The 16,303-nt window shown below is 51.7% G+C and carries 15 protein-coding genes and 5 pseudogenes; 5 read left to right on the top strand and 15 right to left on the bottom strand.

What is annotated here, in order from left to right:
- Nucleotides 1-76 precede the first annotated feature (76 nt).
- On the bottom strand, nucleotides 77-349 hold the full coding sequence (locus SD71_RS09265; RefSeq protein WP_041062112.1) for a hypothetical protein: 273 nt from the start codon (nucleotides 347-349) through the stop codon (nucleotides 77-79).
- A pseudogene (locus SD71_RS09260) lies at nucleotides 349-1,541 on the bottom strand (NAD(P)/FAD-dependent oxidoreductase). Before SD71_RS09260 ends, SD71_RS09265 begins: the two are co-directional and overlap by 1 nt.
- Before the next feature lie 248 nt (nucleotides 1,542-1,789).
- Between SD71_RS09260 and SD71_RS09255 the strand changes: the two are divergent.
- Nucleotides 1,790-2,785 carry an NAD(P)/FAD-dependent oxidoreductase gene (locus SD71_RS09255; protein ID WP_041062111.1) on the top strand — a complete coding sequence of 332 codons (996 nt, stop codon included), beginning with the start codon at nucleotides 1,790-1,792 and terminating at the stop codon, nucleotides 2,783-2,785.
- A gap of 66 nt (nucleotides 2,786-2,851) precedes the next feature.
- The gene (locus tag SD71_RS23545; protein ID WP_152619396.1) at nucleotides 2,852-3,091 is read left to right on the top strand and encodes a hypothetical protein; all 240 of its coding nucleotides are present in this window, start codon (nucleotides 2,852-2,854) and stop codon (nucleotides 3,089-3,091) included.
- Here the strand turns inward: SD71_RS23545 and sda are convergent.
- The 10 genes from sda to SD71_RS09215 all read right to left on the bottom strand — a co-directional run bounded on the left by sda (nucleotide 3,088) and on the right by SD71_RS09215 (nucleotide 11,587).
- Entirely contained in the window at nucleotides 3,088-3,225 is a 138-nt protein-coding gene (gene sda, locus SD71_RS23015) for a sporulation histidine kinase inhibitor Sda (protein ID WP_152619407.1), read from the bottom strand. The genes SD71_RS23545 and sda overlap by 4 nt on opposite strands.
- A gap of 272 nt (nucleotides 3,226-3,497) precedes the next feature.
- Nucleotides 3,498-4,169 (bottom strand): YheC/YheD family protein, encoded by a 672-nt coding sequence (locus SD71_RS09250; RefSeq protein WP_041062224.1) that lies wholly within the window; start codon nucleotides 4,167-4,169, stop codon nucleotides 3,498-3,500.
- A gap of 86 nt (nucleotides 4,170-4,255) precedes the next feature.
- The gene (locus SD71_RS09245; protein WP_041062110.1) at nucleotides 4,256-5,431 is read right to left on the bottom strand and encodes a response regulator transcription factor; all 1,176 of its coding nucleotides are present in this window, start codon (nucleotides 5,429-5,431) and stop codon (nucleotides 4,256-4,258) included.
- The gene (locus SD71_RS25890; protein WP_326998732.1) at nucleotides 5,428-5,790 is read right to left on the bottom strand and encodes a sensor histidine kinase; all 363 of its coding nucleotides are present in this window, start codon (nucleotides 5,788-5,790) and stop codon (nucleotides 5,428-5,430) included. Before SD71_RS25890 ends, SD71_RS09245 begins: the two co-directional genes overlap by 4 nt.
- Nucleotides 5,791-5,840: 50 nt before the next feature.
- Nucleotides 5,841-7,217: a sensor histidine kinase gene (locus SD71_RS09240; RefSeq protein ID WP_326998731.1), complete on the bottom strand. Its 1,377-nt coding sequence runs from the start codon at nucleotides 7,215-7,217 to the stop codon at nucleotides 5,841-5,843.
- A gap of 10 nt (nucleotides 7,218-7,227) precedes the next feature.
- The gene (locus SD71_RS09235; protein WP_082034161.1) at nucleotides 7,228-8,019 is read right to left on the bottom strand and encodes a carbohydrate ABC transporter permease; all 792 of its coding nucleotides are present in this window, start codon (nucleotides 8,017-8,019) and stop codon (nucleotides 7,228-7,230) included.
- 102 nt (nucleotides 8,020-8,121) lie between these two features.
- Complete coding sequence (locus tag SD71_RS09230) at nucleotides 8,122-9,015, bottom strand: carbohydrate ABC transporter permease (RefSeq protein WP_041062108.1); 894 nt, start codon at nucleotides 9,013-9,015, stop codon at nucleotides 8,122-8,124.
- A 90-nt stretch (nucleotides 9,016-9,105) separates the two neighbouring features.
- Nucleotides 9,106-10,488 carry an extracellular solute-binding protein gene (locus SD71_RS09225; RefSeq protein WP_041062107.1) on the bottom strand — a complete coding sequence of 461 codons (1,383 nt, stop codon included), beginning with the start codon at nucleotides 10,486-10,488 and terminating at the stop codon, nucleotides 9,106-9,108.
- Between the two features lie 148 nt (nucleotides 10,489-10,636).
- Nucleotides 10,637-10,996: a HesB/IscA family protein gene (locus SD71_RS09220; protein ID WP_041062223.1), complete on the bottom strand. Its 360-nt coding sequence runs from the start codon at nucleotides 10,994-10,996 to the stop codon at nucleotides 10,637-10,639.
- Between the two features lie 66 nt (nucleotides 10,997-11,062).
- Nucleotides 11,063-11,587, bottom strand: coding sequence for a hypothetical protein (locus SD71_RS09215; protein WP_052476108.1), 525 nt, complete (start codon nucleotides 11,585-11,587; stop codon nucleotides 11,063-11,065).
- Between the two features lie 162 nt (nucleotides 11,588-11,749).
- Here SD71_RS09215 and mqnE point away from each other — a divergent pair.
- Together mqnE and SD71_RS09205 are read left to right on the top strand one after the other, a co-directional pair.
- Nucleotides 11,750-12,853 (top strand): annotated as a pseudogene (gene mqnE / locus SD71_RS09210) (aminofutalosine synthase MqnE).
- A gap of 86 nt (nucleotides 12,854-12,939) precedes the next feature.
- Nucleotides 12,940-13,997: pseudogene (locus SD71_RS09205) on the top strand (NAD(P)/FAD-dependent oxidoreductase).
- Here SD71_RS09205 and SD71_RS09200 read toward each other — a convergent pair.
- A pseudogene (locus tag SD71_RS09200) lies at nucleotides 13,994-14,262 on the bottom strand (YuzB family protein). The pseudogenes SD71_RS09205 and SD71_RS09200 sit on opposite strands and share 4 nt — an antisense overlap.
- Nucleotides 14,263-14,356: 94 nt before the next feature.
- Between SD71_RS09200 and SD71_RS09195 the strand changes: the two are divergent.
- The gene (locus SD71_RS09195) at nucleotides 14,357-14,602 is read left to right on the top strand and encodes a NifU family protein (RefSeq protein WP_041062106.1); all 246 of its coding nucleotides are present in this window, start codon (nucleotides 14,357-14,359) and stop codon (nucleotides 14,600-14,602) included.
- A 52-nt stretch (nucleotides 14,603-14,654) separates the two neighbouring features.
- On the opposite strand, the pseudogene SD71_RS09190 reads toward SD71_RS09195, so the two are convergent.
- Together SD71_RS09190 and SD71_RS09185 are read right to left on the bottom strand one after the other, a co-directional pair.
- A pseudogene (locus tag SD71_RS09190) lies at nucleotides 14,655-15,430 on the bottom strand (SDR family oxidoreductase).
- 30 nt (nucleotides 15,431-15,460) lie between these two features.
- The gene (locus SD71_RS09185) at nucleotides 15,461-16,303 is read right to left on the bottom strand and encodes a Cthe_2314 family HEPN domain-containing protein (protein ID WP_152619394.1); all 843 of its coding nucleotides are present in this window, start codon (nucleotides 16,301-16,303) and stop codon (nucleotides 15,461-15,463) included.

Raw genomic sequence — 16,303 nt, 5'->3', positions numbered from 1 at the left:
GGAATTTTTCATAGCCGTTCACGCACACAAAAGGCCTGCTGCAAGTCAATTAGACAGGCAGGCAGGCCTTTAAACATTAATTTTCTTCCAACTCGCGCATCTGGGCTTCCCATTCTGCACGACGTTTGTCTTCAAGGTATTGCAGCGTCATTCGATCCCGTTCGCGGCCTTTGTCCTTCAATCGCTCGATGGCGGGTTGAATGAGCAAGTCCACTTCGGCTTGTACGACAGCTGCAAGTTCGTATCGGCTCTGCGACTCCAGATAGGAGCCGACTTCCATCAGCGCGTTGTAACGGTCTAATTCTTGCCTTGTCAACAGGCCCCGCACTTGCACGCTGCAATGTCTCATTACAGAAATTTACCTTTACGCAGCACCAGCGGAATACCGCCGATAATGAAAAGGTAACGGATATCGATAGCTTTTTTCAGCCATGCCGCAACCCGGCCTTTGTATTTCTTGCCGAAAGCGATGCCGATCGCTTCGCCTTTACCGAGCGATGCCACGGTGCCTTTGTTGCTGAACGAATAGGATTTGAGCGGCTGATTGCGAATGGATGCGACCAGGTTGTGTGCGCAGTTGACACCTTGCTGCATGGCCATTTGGGCAGTCGGCGGATAAGGACGGCCTTCCGGATTGAACACCAGGGAGTTATCGCCGAGAATAAACACATTGTCGTGGCCCGGTGCGCGCAGGAATTCGTCAACCTTCACGCGGCCTCTCATCGTCTCGAAGCCGGCTTCCTCGATCAAGCGGTTGCCGCGAACACCGCCGGTCCAGATGACCGTCTGGGATTTAATTTCTTCGCCTTCGCCGACAACAACGCCATCCGGCGTGCATTCTTTAATCGCAGTTCCGATGCGGAAGGTTACGCCTTTGTTGCGCAGCACTTCCATCGCATAATCCACGAGCTCCGGATCAAATCCGGGCAGCGCAGTGGGAGCCGCTTCAATGTTAACGATTTTCACCAACGCAGGATCTACGTCGAATTGTTTGCAAAGCTCGGGAATGCGGTCGCAAGCTCGCCGACAAACTCAATACCCGTGAATCCGGCGCCGCCCACAACGAAAGTCAGATAATCCGTCCGATGGGGTTCGCGCTTGAAGCGGGCAAATTGATATTCGATATGTTCGCGGATCAGACGAACCGAGTTGATGCTGCGAATGTTCATCGCATGCTCGCCCAGTCCGGGGATGCCGAAAGTTTCCGGTTCGCCGCCGAGGCCGATGACCAGATAGTCGTATGAAAGTGTGCCGTCTTCCAAAATCACTTTGCGGTCTTGCGGACGAATTTGTACGACTGTCGATTTAACGAAATCGATCTTGAATTCGTCAATGAGCTTGGAGATATTCACACGCGCGTTCTCCGGGTTGTCCGTTCCGGCCGCAGGCATATGAAGGTGGGTGGTGATGTAGTGGTAGTCATGCTTGTTGACCAACGTCACGTCCGCTTCATTATAATTCAGTTCCTTTTGCAAACGAAGCGAGGTGAGAACGCCTCCGTAACCGGCGCCTAGGATTACAATCTTCGGTATGCTGCTCATGCCTGATCCCATCCAATCTGTGTATGTGTTTAGTTTGTGAAAAATTACACAATGTCCTCCGCTAAGTTGCTCATCCGAGGCTATTTAACAAAATCATATCGGCTTTTCCCTCATTTTTCAAGGTTGATTTTCACGAATTAATTTGGACAACTGCACAAAAACGCTTTCCTTGTTCGCAATCACTGGCTTATAATTGGAAACAAATACATTGTAACGATTTGTCATAATTCACTCGGAGGTGTCAGTTTTTGAACCAGAGCAATGAAACCGCGGTAGATGTGGCCATTATCGGCGGAGGCCCTGCCGGTATGTTCGCGGCCTTTTACGGCGGCATGCGGCAAATGTCAGTCACGCTTATTGAAAGTATGCCTCAATTGGGCGGCCAGCTCGCTGCGCTGTACCCGGAGAAATATATTTATGATGTCGCAGGATTTCCCAAAATAACCGCGCAGGATCTTGTGAACAACCTGAAAGAGCAGATGGACCTTTTCAAACCGAATATTTGCCTGGAGGAAAAGGTGCAAAAGGTTACCAAGCTTGAAGAACGGCTGTTTGAAATCGTCACGGATCAGAGAGTGCATCACTCACGCGCGGTAATTATTACCGCAGGCGTCGGAGCGTTCGAACCCCGGCGTTTGGAGCTGCCCGAAGCCTCGAAATTCGAGAAAGCGAACCTTCATTATTTTGTAAGCGATCTCGACCGTTTCCGCGGGCAGAAGGTGCTCATCAGCGGGGGCGGGGATTCCGCCGTCGATTGGGCGCTCATGCTGGAGCCCATTGCCGAACAGGTTACGCTTATTCATCGCCGCGACAAGTTCCGTGCGCATGAACACAGTGTGGAACTGTTGATGAATTCCAAAGTCAAGATCCTCACACCTACTGAAATTACGGCTCTTCAAGGCGGAAGCTCGATCACCCATGTAACTCTGACCGATGTTAAATCGGGTGAGACGAGCCTGCATGAAGTGGACGCCGTCATTGTAAATTTCGGGTTCGTAAGCTCGCTCGGACCTATAGCGGAATGGGGCCTCAGCATCGAAGGCGGATCCCTCGTTGTGGACTCCCGAATGGAAACGAGTATCCCCGGTATTTTTGGAGCCGGCGATATCACGACCTATCCCGGCAAGTTGAAATTGATCGCTGTCGGATTCGGCGAGGCGCCTACGGCCATCAATAACGCCAAAGTGTATATCGATCCCGGCGCGAAGCTGTCGCCGGGCCACAGCAGCAATATGAAATTATAAACTGCAAAAGGGCATCCTACCGTTGGAAAACCGGAGGTTCATCCGGCATCTAAGGAGGTTGCCCTTTTGATTTGTCCTGTCTGCAATGCGCTTAGCCTCCTGGAGGTGTCATGTGCGATCTGTGGTTCCGCAGCCGAAGACGAAGGTCGTTGGAGCGATTGGGTTGGACCCTATTCCCCTTATGAGCCCACGCTTCCGGGTACAGTCACAATGGTCGTGGACAACGACACCGTGTGCCGTCATGCAGCTCGCTGCGTACAATGCGACTTCCCATTTACTGTCGAAGTAACCGGTTGGCATATTTAGATCACCTGCTCATCCGGAACCTTCAACCTGCGGCGTTTAATTTCCGCACGGAGCAAACGGACAAATTCCATTTCAAGCTGCAGACGAACCGCATTACGATAAGCATCCAGCAAAAGATCATCGGAGAGCAACATTGGCCGCACGCCCTTTCCTTATAGGGTTGGAGTTTGTGATGGAATCATAGCACGGCCTCCAAGAAGCGGACAAGGTTCGTCATATCCACATATGGTTGTGGATAAAGATGTGGGTAAAATGTTGAAAAACCCCGAAATATCTTTCCGTGCACAGGGGATTCTGTGGATTAAATTATTCACATCTTTTGCAGCAGCTGTTTTATAAAAAAGTTTCATGATCATGAATAAGTTGATTAAAGGATTTAATAGAAAAATATGTCAAATCATAATGATTACTGCGGTCGAGTATTGACTTCCAAAAGCCATATATGTCCTTTTCGGTCGATGCCATAATCATACCCCAGCTGCGCAACACCCGGGAAGCGGCGCTCCAACAGCGTTGTCGACGTTTCCGTCAAATGTCGCATCTCTCGCTTTTTTTCGCGGACCAGCTTGGAGGATAAGGATCGGCGAATCGCCTCGGCTGATGGCATCAGCTCGCCGCCCCGGCACAAGTTTGTGACGAACAGCCCTTTTTTTGCCAATCTGCCCACCATCGACCGATAAGTCCATTCGTCATTTTCTTTTACATACTTCACTCTATAATCAACCGGTCTTCCTTTGATACGGGCAAGATGGATGCCTGTTTGGATCAAAAAAGAGCTGCCTTTGCGGCGCTTATCGATGGCGTTCGAGAGAGCGGAGAAATTGGAGTACCTTTTCGTACGTGCCAGATAGGTGCAGGTGAATGCACGTCTCTGACGCTTCACCATCATTACGCCGATTCCGCCGGCACCCCTGACGGGCTTCACGACGACCATCGCATATCGCGACAGCATCGCTCTCAGATTCGAAGGCTTATACCTGCATGTATCGGGGATGTGTTTCGCCAGGCCGGGATCACTGAGCAGTGCTTTCGTCTTGAGCCACTTGCTGGCTACCTGTCTCCCTTGACTATCACTCATCATAGCGGCTCCTCTCTCAGAGATTTATATTCATAGTACTCTCCGATCGGGACACGTTCTTGGATGAATGACTACGGGAATTCGCCTCAATTCAGCTGAACGGAAGACTGCCGGTACTCGGAAGGTGTCATCCCGTATCTTTTGCGGAATAGCTGCGAGAAGTGGCGCATGTCCTGATAGCCGATCCTTTCGCAGATATCTGCGATCTTAAGAGCCGGATTATGCAGCATTTCTTTGGCTTGGTCCAAACGCAGTTGAATCACGTAATCCTTGAAGCCTTGCCCGGTCTTCTGCTTGAAAAGCTGGCTGAAATAGACCGGGTTCAAATAAACGACCGAAGCTGCCTTTTCCAAAGACAACTCTTCATGGTAATGCGCCTTGATGTACTGAAGTGCGATTTCAACGGCTTGGTCGCCGCCGCTCGCATAACGTTCATACACTTGGGTTGCCGCGGCTTTACGCATTCTCTGTACTTCTTCAGGGACGCTGGCGAAATGGCTTAACCGGTGCGAATGTAAAATCTGGAAAGGAACCTTGACATATCTCTTCAAATGGCGCCGAAGCTCGTCAAGCATAGGCATGGGACTGTCGGCGTCTTCTTGTAAGGTGACCAGGCCGAGCAAACTTTTCGCGTCTATGCTGGCGACGAATCCGTGGCCGTGATTGTCAATCAATTCGGAGAGAACGTTCTCGACGATAAAATGTTCCAAGTGAACGACACGATCGCTTTCCATACGAATCATGATCAAGTGAAAATGGGGATGTCTTTCGATATACGGCGCCAAATCGATACCCGCAAGATCCAGGCCGAATGCCCATCTCGCAAATATAGCTTCACGCAGAAAGCGCATATTCGTTCGCATGAACCGCGCTTCTTTCGACATCTCGTTGTCTCTGGCAATCTCGTCGCCGATCTGCGCAATCATCTCAATCAACACGTCTTTGCCGATCGGCTTCAATAAATAGTTTTTGGCGCCGAACCGAACTGCTTGCTGTGCATACGCAAACTCCGAATAAGCGGAGATGACGACCCACTTCACGTGGGGATGCCGCTTACGAGAAATATCCATGAGTTCGAGTCCCGTCATCCCGGGCATGAGCACATCGGTGAGCACAAGGTCGACCGGTTCGCTTCTAAGCAGTTGAACGGCTTCCTCTGGATTCGATGCCAGCAGAACGCGGTGATCCGGAAACCGTTTGGAGATCGTCCGTTCTATTCCTTCCCGTATGACCGTTTCGTCATCAACGACCAGTATATTCATAGCTGATGCCCTCCCGGCGCCGGAAGCGGCATGGCCACGACAACTGTCGTGCCCCGTTCCCGGCTGCTTTCGATCCGAAGCCCATAACCGTTTCCGAACATAAGGCGTATCCTGCGGTGTACATTTTGCAGGCCGATACCGCGCCTCGCCGTGTTTGACGACGGATCGCCGCTGTCTTCTTCATCCAACAGCTGTAATAGCTGCCTTAACAGTTGATCATCCATTCCGACCCCATTATCCTCTATTACGATGTTCAGTACGCCGTTGCTTTCCTGCGTGAAGACTCGAAGCAGCCCAGGGCGGTTGAGCGGCTCCAGTCCGTATTTCACGGCGTTCTCAATAATCGGCTGCAGTGTCATTTTGGGCAGCACCGCATCGAGCCAGCGTTCTTCGAAATCGATTTCGGCCCTTATACGGCCGGCAGCCTGGTTTCGATTATCGTTAAATAATGCTGCATCTGCTCCAGCTCGCTGCGCAGCGTCGTACGCGACGCTTCCTCCCAATCGCTGCTGTATCTGAAAATATGAGATAGAGCTAGGATCACTTTGCCCAGCCGGTCGTTCTCCCTCTCGTCCAGCATCCAGTAAATCATGTCCAGCGTATTAAATAAAAAATGCGGATTTACCTGCGACTGCAACGCTTGAAGTTGGGAATGCTTCTCGCTGATGCTGGAAAGTTTGATACGCTCGATCAGTTCGTCCATGCGGGCGACCATGCGATTGAATGAGGATACGAGCACATTGATTTCATCATAAGAGTTAACACTGATCCTCCCGTTGAAATTCCCCATTTCCACCTGCTTCATCTCCTGAAGCAGACGTTTGAACGGCGATGAAAAGGTACGGGAAACGAACGTGGCCAGCACGGTCGCCACGACTACCAGCACGATGATTACAGTCATCAGGAACTGCTGCGTCTGTTTCAGTTCCAGCTGCATATTGCTTTTGGGCGTTTGCGCGACGATCGTCCATTCCGCCTTGGCGATACGCGCAGCCGTAACGAGGGAATCCCGCCGTTCCCGGACAAAGGTCTCATCCTCCCTAAGCTGACCGGGCCAACCGGCCGGCAGCGGCTCAAACGAGTTCCTGCCGGAAGTGGTGACGATTGTTTCCCCTGCCGCTCCGTGAATGGACACGCTGCTGCCGGGTCCAAGGCTGGCATTCGAAAGTGCGGACAAAATAGCTTCGGCATCCGTCTCAATCAGCACAATGCCGATCGGTTTCAGCTCGTTCAGCTCGAACAATTGCCGGCCGAATGCAAAAACAGGACGATCGAATCCGCCGCTCATCAGCGATTGCGGAAAGACGCCCAGCCACTTCATTTCCCCCGTCGACTCTTTCAGCGAACGGAACCATTGCGCTTGCGTATAATTGCCCGAACCGGAGCCGCCGCTCGACCGCTCATAACTGTGTACCTTGCCGCTGTAAGTCACGATGTGAATGCCGACGATATCGTCCCGGGAGTAAAAGATGGCACCCAGGATGTTACGTATTTTGCGTTCGTTATCCACTCCAAGCACCGGATCGTCCGTGAGCCGGCTCTGCAGCAGCCGCATCAGCTCGTCATTGCTGTTGAGCGTCTTGGTAACGCTGTCATAACCTTTCAGTAAAAGGTCAAATAAGCCGACGGTCTGCGAGATGTTTTTGTCCGCAATGTCGGCGATTCTATTCCTGATCTGTTCGGTCGCCCGTTGATAATACAGAACGCTCACGACGAACAGCAAGCTGAGCATAGATGCTAAAAACAGCAGAAAAAGACGGCTGTGAATCGAACGGAAGCTTTTCATATCTCCGATTTTACCCTTTGACGGCGCCGGTGACCATGCCCTTCGTAATTCTCTCTGCCAGGAAGAAGTAGATCACAATAACCGGAAGAGCTCCAAGCACCAAGAATGCGCCGATAGCGCCGTAATTCACGGAATATTGACTGACGAAGCTGTTTACGCCGAAAGGCAGCGTTTTGAGCCGGTCCGACGAGATGAAAGTGGCTGCCATGATGTACTCGTTCCAAATATTAATAAACGTAAGAATGCAGACAGTGACGACAGGCGGTATGGAGATCGGCAGAGCGATACTCCGAAACATCCGGAATGCACCGGCACCGTCCATGATGGCCGATTCTTCAACCTCGTGCGGAATCGTCCTCATGAACCCGCTCAGTATGAACACGGAAAGAGGGGTTTGGAATGCGATATAAGGAAAGATGAGCGACAAGTGAGTATTGAGTATGTCGATATTCTTGAACATGATCATTAGCGGCAGCAGTGTAGCCTGCATTGGAATCATCAGTCCGACAAGAAATAGCAGCATCACAACCTGCCCGTATTTCCAGCGAAAGCGGGCGACCGCGAACGCGGCTAGAGAGCTGAGCAGAATGACCCCCAGCATGGTTACTGTCGTAACGAAAAGACTGTTCAGTAAATAGCGAAAATATTGACCGGCCTCAATAGCTTGTGTGAAGTTAATCCATTGCGGCGCTTCCGGCAGCGCAAAGAAGCGCCCTGACAAAATTTCTTCATTCGTTTTGAGGGAGTAAGTGAGAAGCCACAACAGCGGGTATAGTTGTGTGACGAAAAGCACCGAGAGCATCAGGACGACGGCGCCTTTCTTGAAGGCAGACCATAAGGCGCACGCCTCGGCTGCCGGCTTCACTGCCGTGCTGACGGATCGATTCAAAAGGCGCACCTCCTTTTACGAATATCTTTTCTCTATCCTGTTGAACATCAAGTTGATCACCAGGGTGGCGAGCAGGCAGAATACGACGAGAAATGCTGCAATGGCGCTGCCGTACCCGTATTTCAACGACAGAAAGGACATGTGATACATGTGCGTGGAAATCACGTCTGTCGCGTGTGCCGGACCGCCGGCTGTCATCACCATGACCAGATCGAACGATTGCAGGGAGCCGATGAACGCCAGTACGACCGATATTTTGAAAATCGGAATAATCATCGGAAAAGTGATGTGATAATCGGCCTTAAAACCTTCTGCGCCGTCGAGCTTTGCCGCCTCGTAAATTTCAGACGGAATGTTGCGGATACCCGTGAATTGGATGAGTACGTGATAACCGAGGTACTGCCATAGTGCGACGAAATACAGCGCATACGTGGCTACCTTGGGGTCCGTCAGCCAGGCGCGGGTCCATCCCTGTAACTGCAAGCCCTCCAGGATCTGGTTCAGCATACCGCCCATCGCGCTCGGATTGTAGATCGTTTTCCAAAGCTGGCCGATGATGACGACGGATAGAATGACCGGCAAAAAGTAACTCGATACGAGGAAATTCGGCCTTTTGATATATCGGTTAATGAGAATGGCGACGAAAAGCGCAAAGGGAATTTGGATTCCCATCGAAAGCAGAGCGAGTACTAGGGTTCTGCGCACAGACGGCCAAAACACCGGATCTGAAAAAAAGAGCTTGGTGAAATTGCCCAGCCCCACGAATTTCGACGTGCCGATGCCGTTCCAGTCAAGAAGTCCGCTGTAGAGAGAAACGATTATAGGAACGAAAACCAGGCAGGCGTACAGGAGCAGAGCGGGAAGAACAAAAGCCGCGATCGTCCATTTGGACACTTTCAGCACGTTCAAGCGACCCGGCCTCCTTCATCAAGAAATTGCGATGTGCACCGGGAGCGGCAAGCCCCCGGTGCACATCGAGCGGGATATATTCATTATTCTTTATTCTTTATTATCTTCGAACGCCTTTTGATGTTCTTTCGCCACGTCAGCCGCCGGCACCTTGGTAACGAATAAGTTCTGGATGCTCGACAGATGAATCTGTGCGGTTCCGGGATTCATGGTGTTGTCGAACGCCAGATCGCCGCCCTTTACACCTTTGAAAAGGTTCAGCACTTCCATAGCCATGTCCGAGTACCCGGCTGCTTTAAAATCGCCGTCCACTTTCTGTGCGACACCGACTGCTCCTTTTACTGCGAAAGCTTCTTTCGGATAGTTGAGCATGTAGTAGTTCAAGAAATCGAGCGTCTCTTGAAGATGTTTGCTGTCCTTCGACACCGCGAATGCGCTGCCCGGGGCAAGCATGAATTCGTCCGGATTTCCTTTGCCGCTGACCGTCGGGAATTTGAACACGCCGATGTTGCCGTTCACAGACGATGTCTCGATTCCTCCCGTGGCCCAGCTTCCCATGAAGTACATGGCCGCTTTGCCCGTTTTGAACAGATTCTCGCCTGCGTTGTAGTCAAAAGAAGTTGCTCCTTCTTGGAACGCGCCTGCTTGAACCAGGTTTTGAAACGCGTCGACCGCTTCCGTGAATGCCGGGTCCTCGAACGTTTTTTTACCGCCGAGCACGTCCTTGAGGAAGCCGGGACCGCCATTCGTGCGCAGAAGCACGTTCATGAACAGGAAGGAACCGGTCCACGTGTCTTTCTCTCCGATGGCCATCGGCTGAATTTTTTTCGCTTTCAGCTGCTTGACGACCTCAACCATTTCCTCGAACGTCGTCGGCACTTTTACGCCGGCTTTCTCGAATAATTGTTTGTTGTAGTAGACAATCGCGATATTATTGCCGTCCGGCAGCGCATAAAGATTGCCGTCAAACGTATAGTAATCGAGGATTCCCTCCTGGAAAGTTCCTTTCAAGCCGTTCTTCTCGACCATCTCGTTGAGAGGCGCGAACAGTCCTGCGTCTACAAAAGGTTTCATCTGGGCGGAAGGGTTCACGACGGTGATATCCGGAACTTCCTTGGACGCCGCCTGTGTCTTGAGCTTCAGCTTTTGCTGATCGGTGTTGAGGGAATCCAGCTCAATCTTGATGTTCGGATGATCCGACTCGTATTGACCCACGATTTTGCGCAGCATCTGGTATTTCGGATCGGTCGGATCCGGATAAATATTCTGGAAAGTAATCGTGATGTTTTCTTTGCCGCTTTCGCTCGCGCTTGCGCTTCCGGTATCCCCGGATGCCGGGTTGGAATTGCTGCTGCTGTTGCTAGCAGTGTCGGTGCCGTTACTTCCATTCTTGCCGCCGCCCCCGCAGGCCGCCAAACTGACAGCAAGCACGGTCGCAAGAACAGGCCCGGCAATTTTCCGCCATTTTCTCATTTCAGGATCCCCCTAACTGTTGATATACCGATTATCCGAATAATTGTAATCGTTTACAACGGGGAACCTTAAGATATGATGTTTACTTTTTTAAGAAAAAAACCGCAGCCCCTAATCGGCCGCGGTCGCGTCTGTCATAAACTGTGAATCAGCATTGTTCGGGATTCGGCTTTCCCGAATCCGTCGCGGTACGGAAGGATGATCCGCATCCGCAGGTAGCAACAGCGTTCGGGTTGTTGATCGTAAACCCGCCGCCCATTGCGGACTCTTTCCAGTCGATTTCGAGTCCGTTCAAATATTTGAGGCTGTCGCCGTCCACGACGACTTTCAAGCCGCGAACGTCCAGCTCCTCGTCTTTCTCATGCTTCTCGTCGTCAAATCCCATTCCGTATGAAAAACCGCTGCAGCCGCCTTCTTGCACGCCAATTCGCAGAAACAAATTCGGTGTTTCTTCGGCAGCGAGCATCTCTTGAATCTTGTCGCCGGCGGCTTCGCTGATGTTGACCATCGTTGATGTTGCCATACGCGATCCCTCCCCTTGCCTGTTCTCTCTATAGTATACCGCAAGAGAGCCTCAAGCCTCAAGAGATGTATCGACCGCCGCTTGCTGTGCGACAGCTTTTAATTCGATCCGGCAGCGGAACTGCCCTTTTTCATTTTGCAGAAAATCGGCCAGCCTGCGGAATACGTGAGCGAGCTCCGGACCCGAGGAGTCTGTGTCAAGCGCGTAGCGGAACTGGTCTGCGGACAAACCGCGCACCCGTCCCCGCTCCGTCTCGCGCGCTTCGGAGTCCTGCATGCGCCGCCACTCTTTCGAGGGTTCGAACTTATCCGAACGGCGCACGAGTTGTTCGTAAATGTGTTGTTTTTTCAGCCACATATAGTATTGAATCGGATTGGATAGTCCCCAAGCTTGGCTGAGGTCCTTGATGGTGTAGGCCGCACGGTATTGCTGCAGTGTCTGAATCTTCTCGGTCTCCCCCAATTTCTCCAATTCGGAGAGAGGCATGATCTCGGGTTTCAGTGGAACGCACATCCTTTTTGGCAAATGTTTTTTTAGCAATAACATAACCATATTTTGGCTTATATACAAGTTCATTCCCGATTTTTTCCCGCGTTTTATACGTTTCGTTTTTTTAAGTTGCCGGGGTTTACACAGAGGTTTATAATGTTTACAGTTGTTAACCGTGGAATTCATTTGTAGCAAATGTAAGTTATTTTTTTTCACAAGCTCTATTTAGAGCTACAGGAGGCGCATCTCATGACACTCGTTACGACGAATCCCGATCGCCAGATGGCGGAAATTGCCGACAAAATCAGAAACGGCGTTCGCCTGTCTTTCGAAGACGGACTGTTCTTATACCGCTCTGAGGATCTGCTTACGATCGGACAACTTGCCAACGAGGTTAATTTACGCAAGAACGGAAAAAAAGTTTATTTTATCGAAAACATGAGTCTCTACTTTACCAATGTATGCGAGGCGCACTGCGCGTTCTGCAATTTTCGCAAAGATCAGGGTCAGGAAGGCTCGTACACTCTATCCCCCGAGGAAATGATCGCTTACGTCGATCAGCATATTCACCCCGGGGTGCGCGAGTTTCACATTGTCGGCGGACATAATCCGCATGTGCCTTTCGAATATTATGTAGAGTCGATCAGAGCGTTAAAACAACGTTATCCGAATGTGACGATCAAAGCGTATACCGCAGCGGAAATTGATTTTTTCTCCAGAATTTCGGGTAAGAGTTACAGGGAAGTGCTGGAAACGCTCATGGAAGCCGGACTTGAAACGCTTACCGGCGGAGGAGCGGAAATTTTATCCCAAGAGTAATCGGAAAAAATGAAGGTACGACAAAGCGACATACAGCAATATCTCGACGTTCACCGTAACGCCCACCAGCTCGGATTGCGCACTCACACCACGATGCTGTACGGTTCCGTGGAAACGGTGGAGGAGCGTGTGCAGCATATGCTCCATATCCGGGAGCTGCAGGATGAGACGAACGGGTTTCAAGTGTTCATCCCGCTGTCGATGCAGCCGATCAGCCCGAAAGCAAGCATTCGGCGGCGGAATTCCGCGTTTGACGACCTGAAAGCCATTGCCATCAGCAGGCTGATGCTCGATAATATCCAGCATATTAAGGCTTATTTCATTAATATCGGCACGCAGCTTACGCAACTGGCGCTGACAATGGGCGCTTCGGATGCTCACGGCACCATCGTACGTGAACGTATCAGCCATGCGGCGGGTGCTTTGACACCGGCGGGCATCACCCGCGAGGATTTGATCTGGCTGATCAAAGGTGCGGGGCGCATCCCTGTAGAGCGGGACACCTTCTACCAAGAGATCGAGATATACGAATAAATGCCGGGGCTCCCCGTCGGGTAGACGGGGGCTCTTCTGTGTCATACTAACCACATCAGACATGATCATCAAAGGAGATTCATCTTATGCGCAACGTCGTTATCTTAGGCGGCGGATACGGAGGCTTGGCTGTCGTCCAGAATCTGTTGGAAGATTTACCTGAAGACGCCCGGCTGTTTTTGGTCGACCGCATGCCATATCAAGGCCTAAAGACGGAATACTACGCATTAGCGGCAGGCACCGTATCCGATCAGGCATCCGGGTCGCCTTTCCCATCCACAGCCAATTGGAGATGGTGTATGGGGATATTACCGATGTCGATCTGGAGCGGCGGCTGGTTCACATTAATGGCCGCGATCCGCTTCCTTATGAGTCATTGGTTATTGCTCTGGGCTGTACCGATAATTATCACGGCATTGAAGGTGCCGAGCAGAACGCCTGCAGCATTCAATCATTATCGGCAACCCGGCGCACCTATCAGAAGCTGAACGATATTCGCCCGTATGGTCAACTGACGATCGTCGGCGGAGGATTGAGCGGCGTGGAAGTGGCTGCCGAATTGCGTGAAAGCCGTCCGGACGTCAATATTCGGATTCTTGACCGCGGAGGCAGCATTCTGTCCGCGTTTCCGGGCAAGCTTCAGGAGTATGTGGCGTCCTGGTTCCGCCTGCACGATGTGGAGATGTTCTCGCACATCAGCATCACCTCTCTGGAGCCGGGTGTTATACACAACGGCGTACAACCGATCTTCACCGATGTAACGGTGTGGACGGCAGGCATTCAACCGGTGGACATTGTACAGCGTATGAACCAGCCCAAAGATCAACAGGGCCGTTTGATCGTGAATGAGTGGCACGAAATGCCTAACGCGCCTCAAGTATATGTGGTGGGGGACTGCTCAAGCCAGCCTCACTCGCCAAGCGCACAGCTGGCCGGAGCATTGGGTGAGCAAGTCGCGGAAGTGATCCTTGCCCGGTGGCAAAATAAAGAACCGAAGCTCTCCCGCATCAAGCTTAAGGGAGTCCTCGGTTCTCTAGGCAAAAAAGCCGGCTTCGGATTGATGGGAACAACGCCTCTGCTCGGCCGAATTCCTCGTATGCTGAAAAGCGGCGTACTCTGGAGAAGCAAACGCCACTTCGGTTAAAGGTCGTCCAGAAGCTTGTCTAACGCGGAATTGTGTTCTTCCTGCTCGGCAATGGCGGCCAGAACGAGCTCGTACAGCTGGTCCGCCGTTTCGGCGGGAACCGTCTCCCCGTTCACAAGAGCGAACGGTGACAGGAAGCACTCGCCGCAGTTTCCCAAGCAGCCGTATTCGATGACTTCAATATCCGGCCGCTGTTCGAGTTTTTTCAGAACCTTATCCGTGCCATGATGCATATGCTAACGCAGAATTCCACGATGTGCATAATTTCAAGTCCTTTCCTTACTTTGAATCATGTTCAAGCGTCTGTTTGAAAAGTTCGCGTTTTGTACTATAATATAAATTGAAAGGAGTGGATGAACATGAGTGCAAATGCTCCAAGCACACAGTATGATGAAGTGCTCGAGGTGCTCGATAAATTGCGTCCGTTCCTGCAGCGCGACGGCGGCGACGTTGAACTGGTCGACGTTGAAGACGGAATCGTGAAGCTGCGCCTGATGGGTGCATGCGGCAGCTGCCCGAGCTCGACAATCACGCTTAAAGCGGGTATCGAACGCGCGTTGCTGGAAGAAGTCGAAGGTATCGAAGAAGTCGTTCAAGTGTTCTGATTTTCTTCTTATGACAGTAAAGAAGGTCCTGCCCGTGCGGCGGGACCTTTCGTCATTTTTTCAGGTTCGATCGGATCGGATCGAGCCCGCCGGATACGTCTATCGTATTTCCGGTTAGAAAGTCCGATTCGGGCAAACAGAGAAAAGCAATGATCCTCGCCACATCTTCGCCCGTTCCGGGCGCCCGCGCGGAGATTCTTCATCTATTATGCCCTCAACATCGGCAATTCCCTTTTCTTTGTTGCCGCCGCGGATATCTCCGGGGCAGATCATATTTACGGTAATGCCGTTAGCCGCTTCTTCCACCGCTAAAGTTTTGGTGAAAGACACCAGCCCTACCTTCGCTGCGGCATAAACCGCGCGATGCGGCCAGGAACGGGCTTCCGCGGCGTGCCCGAAACCGAAATGAAAGATTCTCCCCCATTGGCGGCTTCTCATTCCCGGGAGCACCCGGTGATCGAGCAGCATGGTGCCGAGCAGATTGCCGTTCATCAGATAGTGAATTTCTTCCGGTTTATAGTCCGCGAACAGGCGCCGCTCACGAATGAACGGTCCCGCATTGTTGACGAGTATATCGATACCGCCGAGCTGCTCCTCCACTTGCGATACGAGACGTTCCGTCTGTGCAGCCTCTGCGATATCGGCTTTCACCGCGTATGCCCGGCATCCCATTGCCTCAATTTCACCGGCAAGCTTCTCGGCCTCTTCGCGGCTGGTTACATAATTAATCGCGACGTTACAACCCCGTCCGGCAAGCTCCAAGGCCGTTCGACGCCCCAATCCTTTGGCGCTGCCCGTGATCAGCGCGTTCCTGCCTTTAAGCGTCACGCGGCACTCCCCTCCATCGCGTCGAATTTCTCAGCCGAATCCTTCAGTCGACTTCGCGAATCGTTTGTTTGCAAAACGAAACGTGCCGCCAATGGAACTTTCGGCGAGCAGCCATGCTTGCTCCAAATCCGCTATATTTGCTTTTATATTTTCCAGACTTATACGGTCTTTCTGGATCAATGTTTGTTCGAGATCATCCTCAAGTTCCGCATTCATATAGTGAATTTCCGTATTTCGGCGTCTGCGAAGCCTGCTCAAAGCTTCCTGATGCTGCTCCTTCAATTCGTCAAGCGGCCCCGCCAGTTCAGGGTGCACGCCGTTCATGCGCATGTTCCGGAGTACGGTGAAATACGAATAGTGCGCCTTCAACCGCTCCGTCTCCAGCTTTAGCAGCGAGTTAAGAAATGTACCCAGTTTATCGAGAACAGCGAATATTCGAATATAAGAATTTTTGTCAAAGTAGACATGGCGGTAATAATTCAGCCTCTCCTTGGCTGAGAGCTCGTCCACTTCCGTGTGATTGATCCGGCTGGCGAATTGCTTCGCCGCGTAAATGCCTTGCTCCAGCTCATCCATAGAACGAAGAAGGCCTTCCGCCCAGTATTGATAGGTGTGAAATTGAGAGGCCTGTTCCGGCCGCCGTACCGCCTGTTCCGGCCGCCGTTCCGCCTCCTCCGAACAACGCCGAATGAATTGCTCTATTGCCTGTACCGTATTGAGAGATGAACCTTTCCACTCTCTCGGTTCCTCTCCGAACATGATTCTCAGCAAGCTGCTTCCTCCCGCCAAATTCCAATACCTGCTGCTTTCATTGTAACGCAAAAGAGACGGAGCACTCAACCGGTCCGGTGAGTTGCGCCGTCTCTCTCTCAT

The sequence above is a fragment of the Cohnella kolymensis genome, from assembly GCF_000829465.1.
GTDB classification, from domain to species: Bacteria; Bacillota; Bacilli; order Paenibacillales; family Paenibacillaceae; genus Cohnella; species Cohnella kolymensis.
This window is presented reverse-complemented; position numbering and strand designations above follow the sequence as displayed.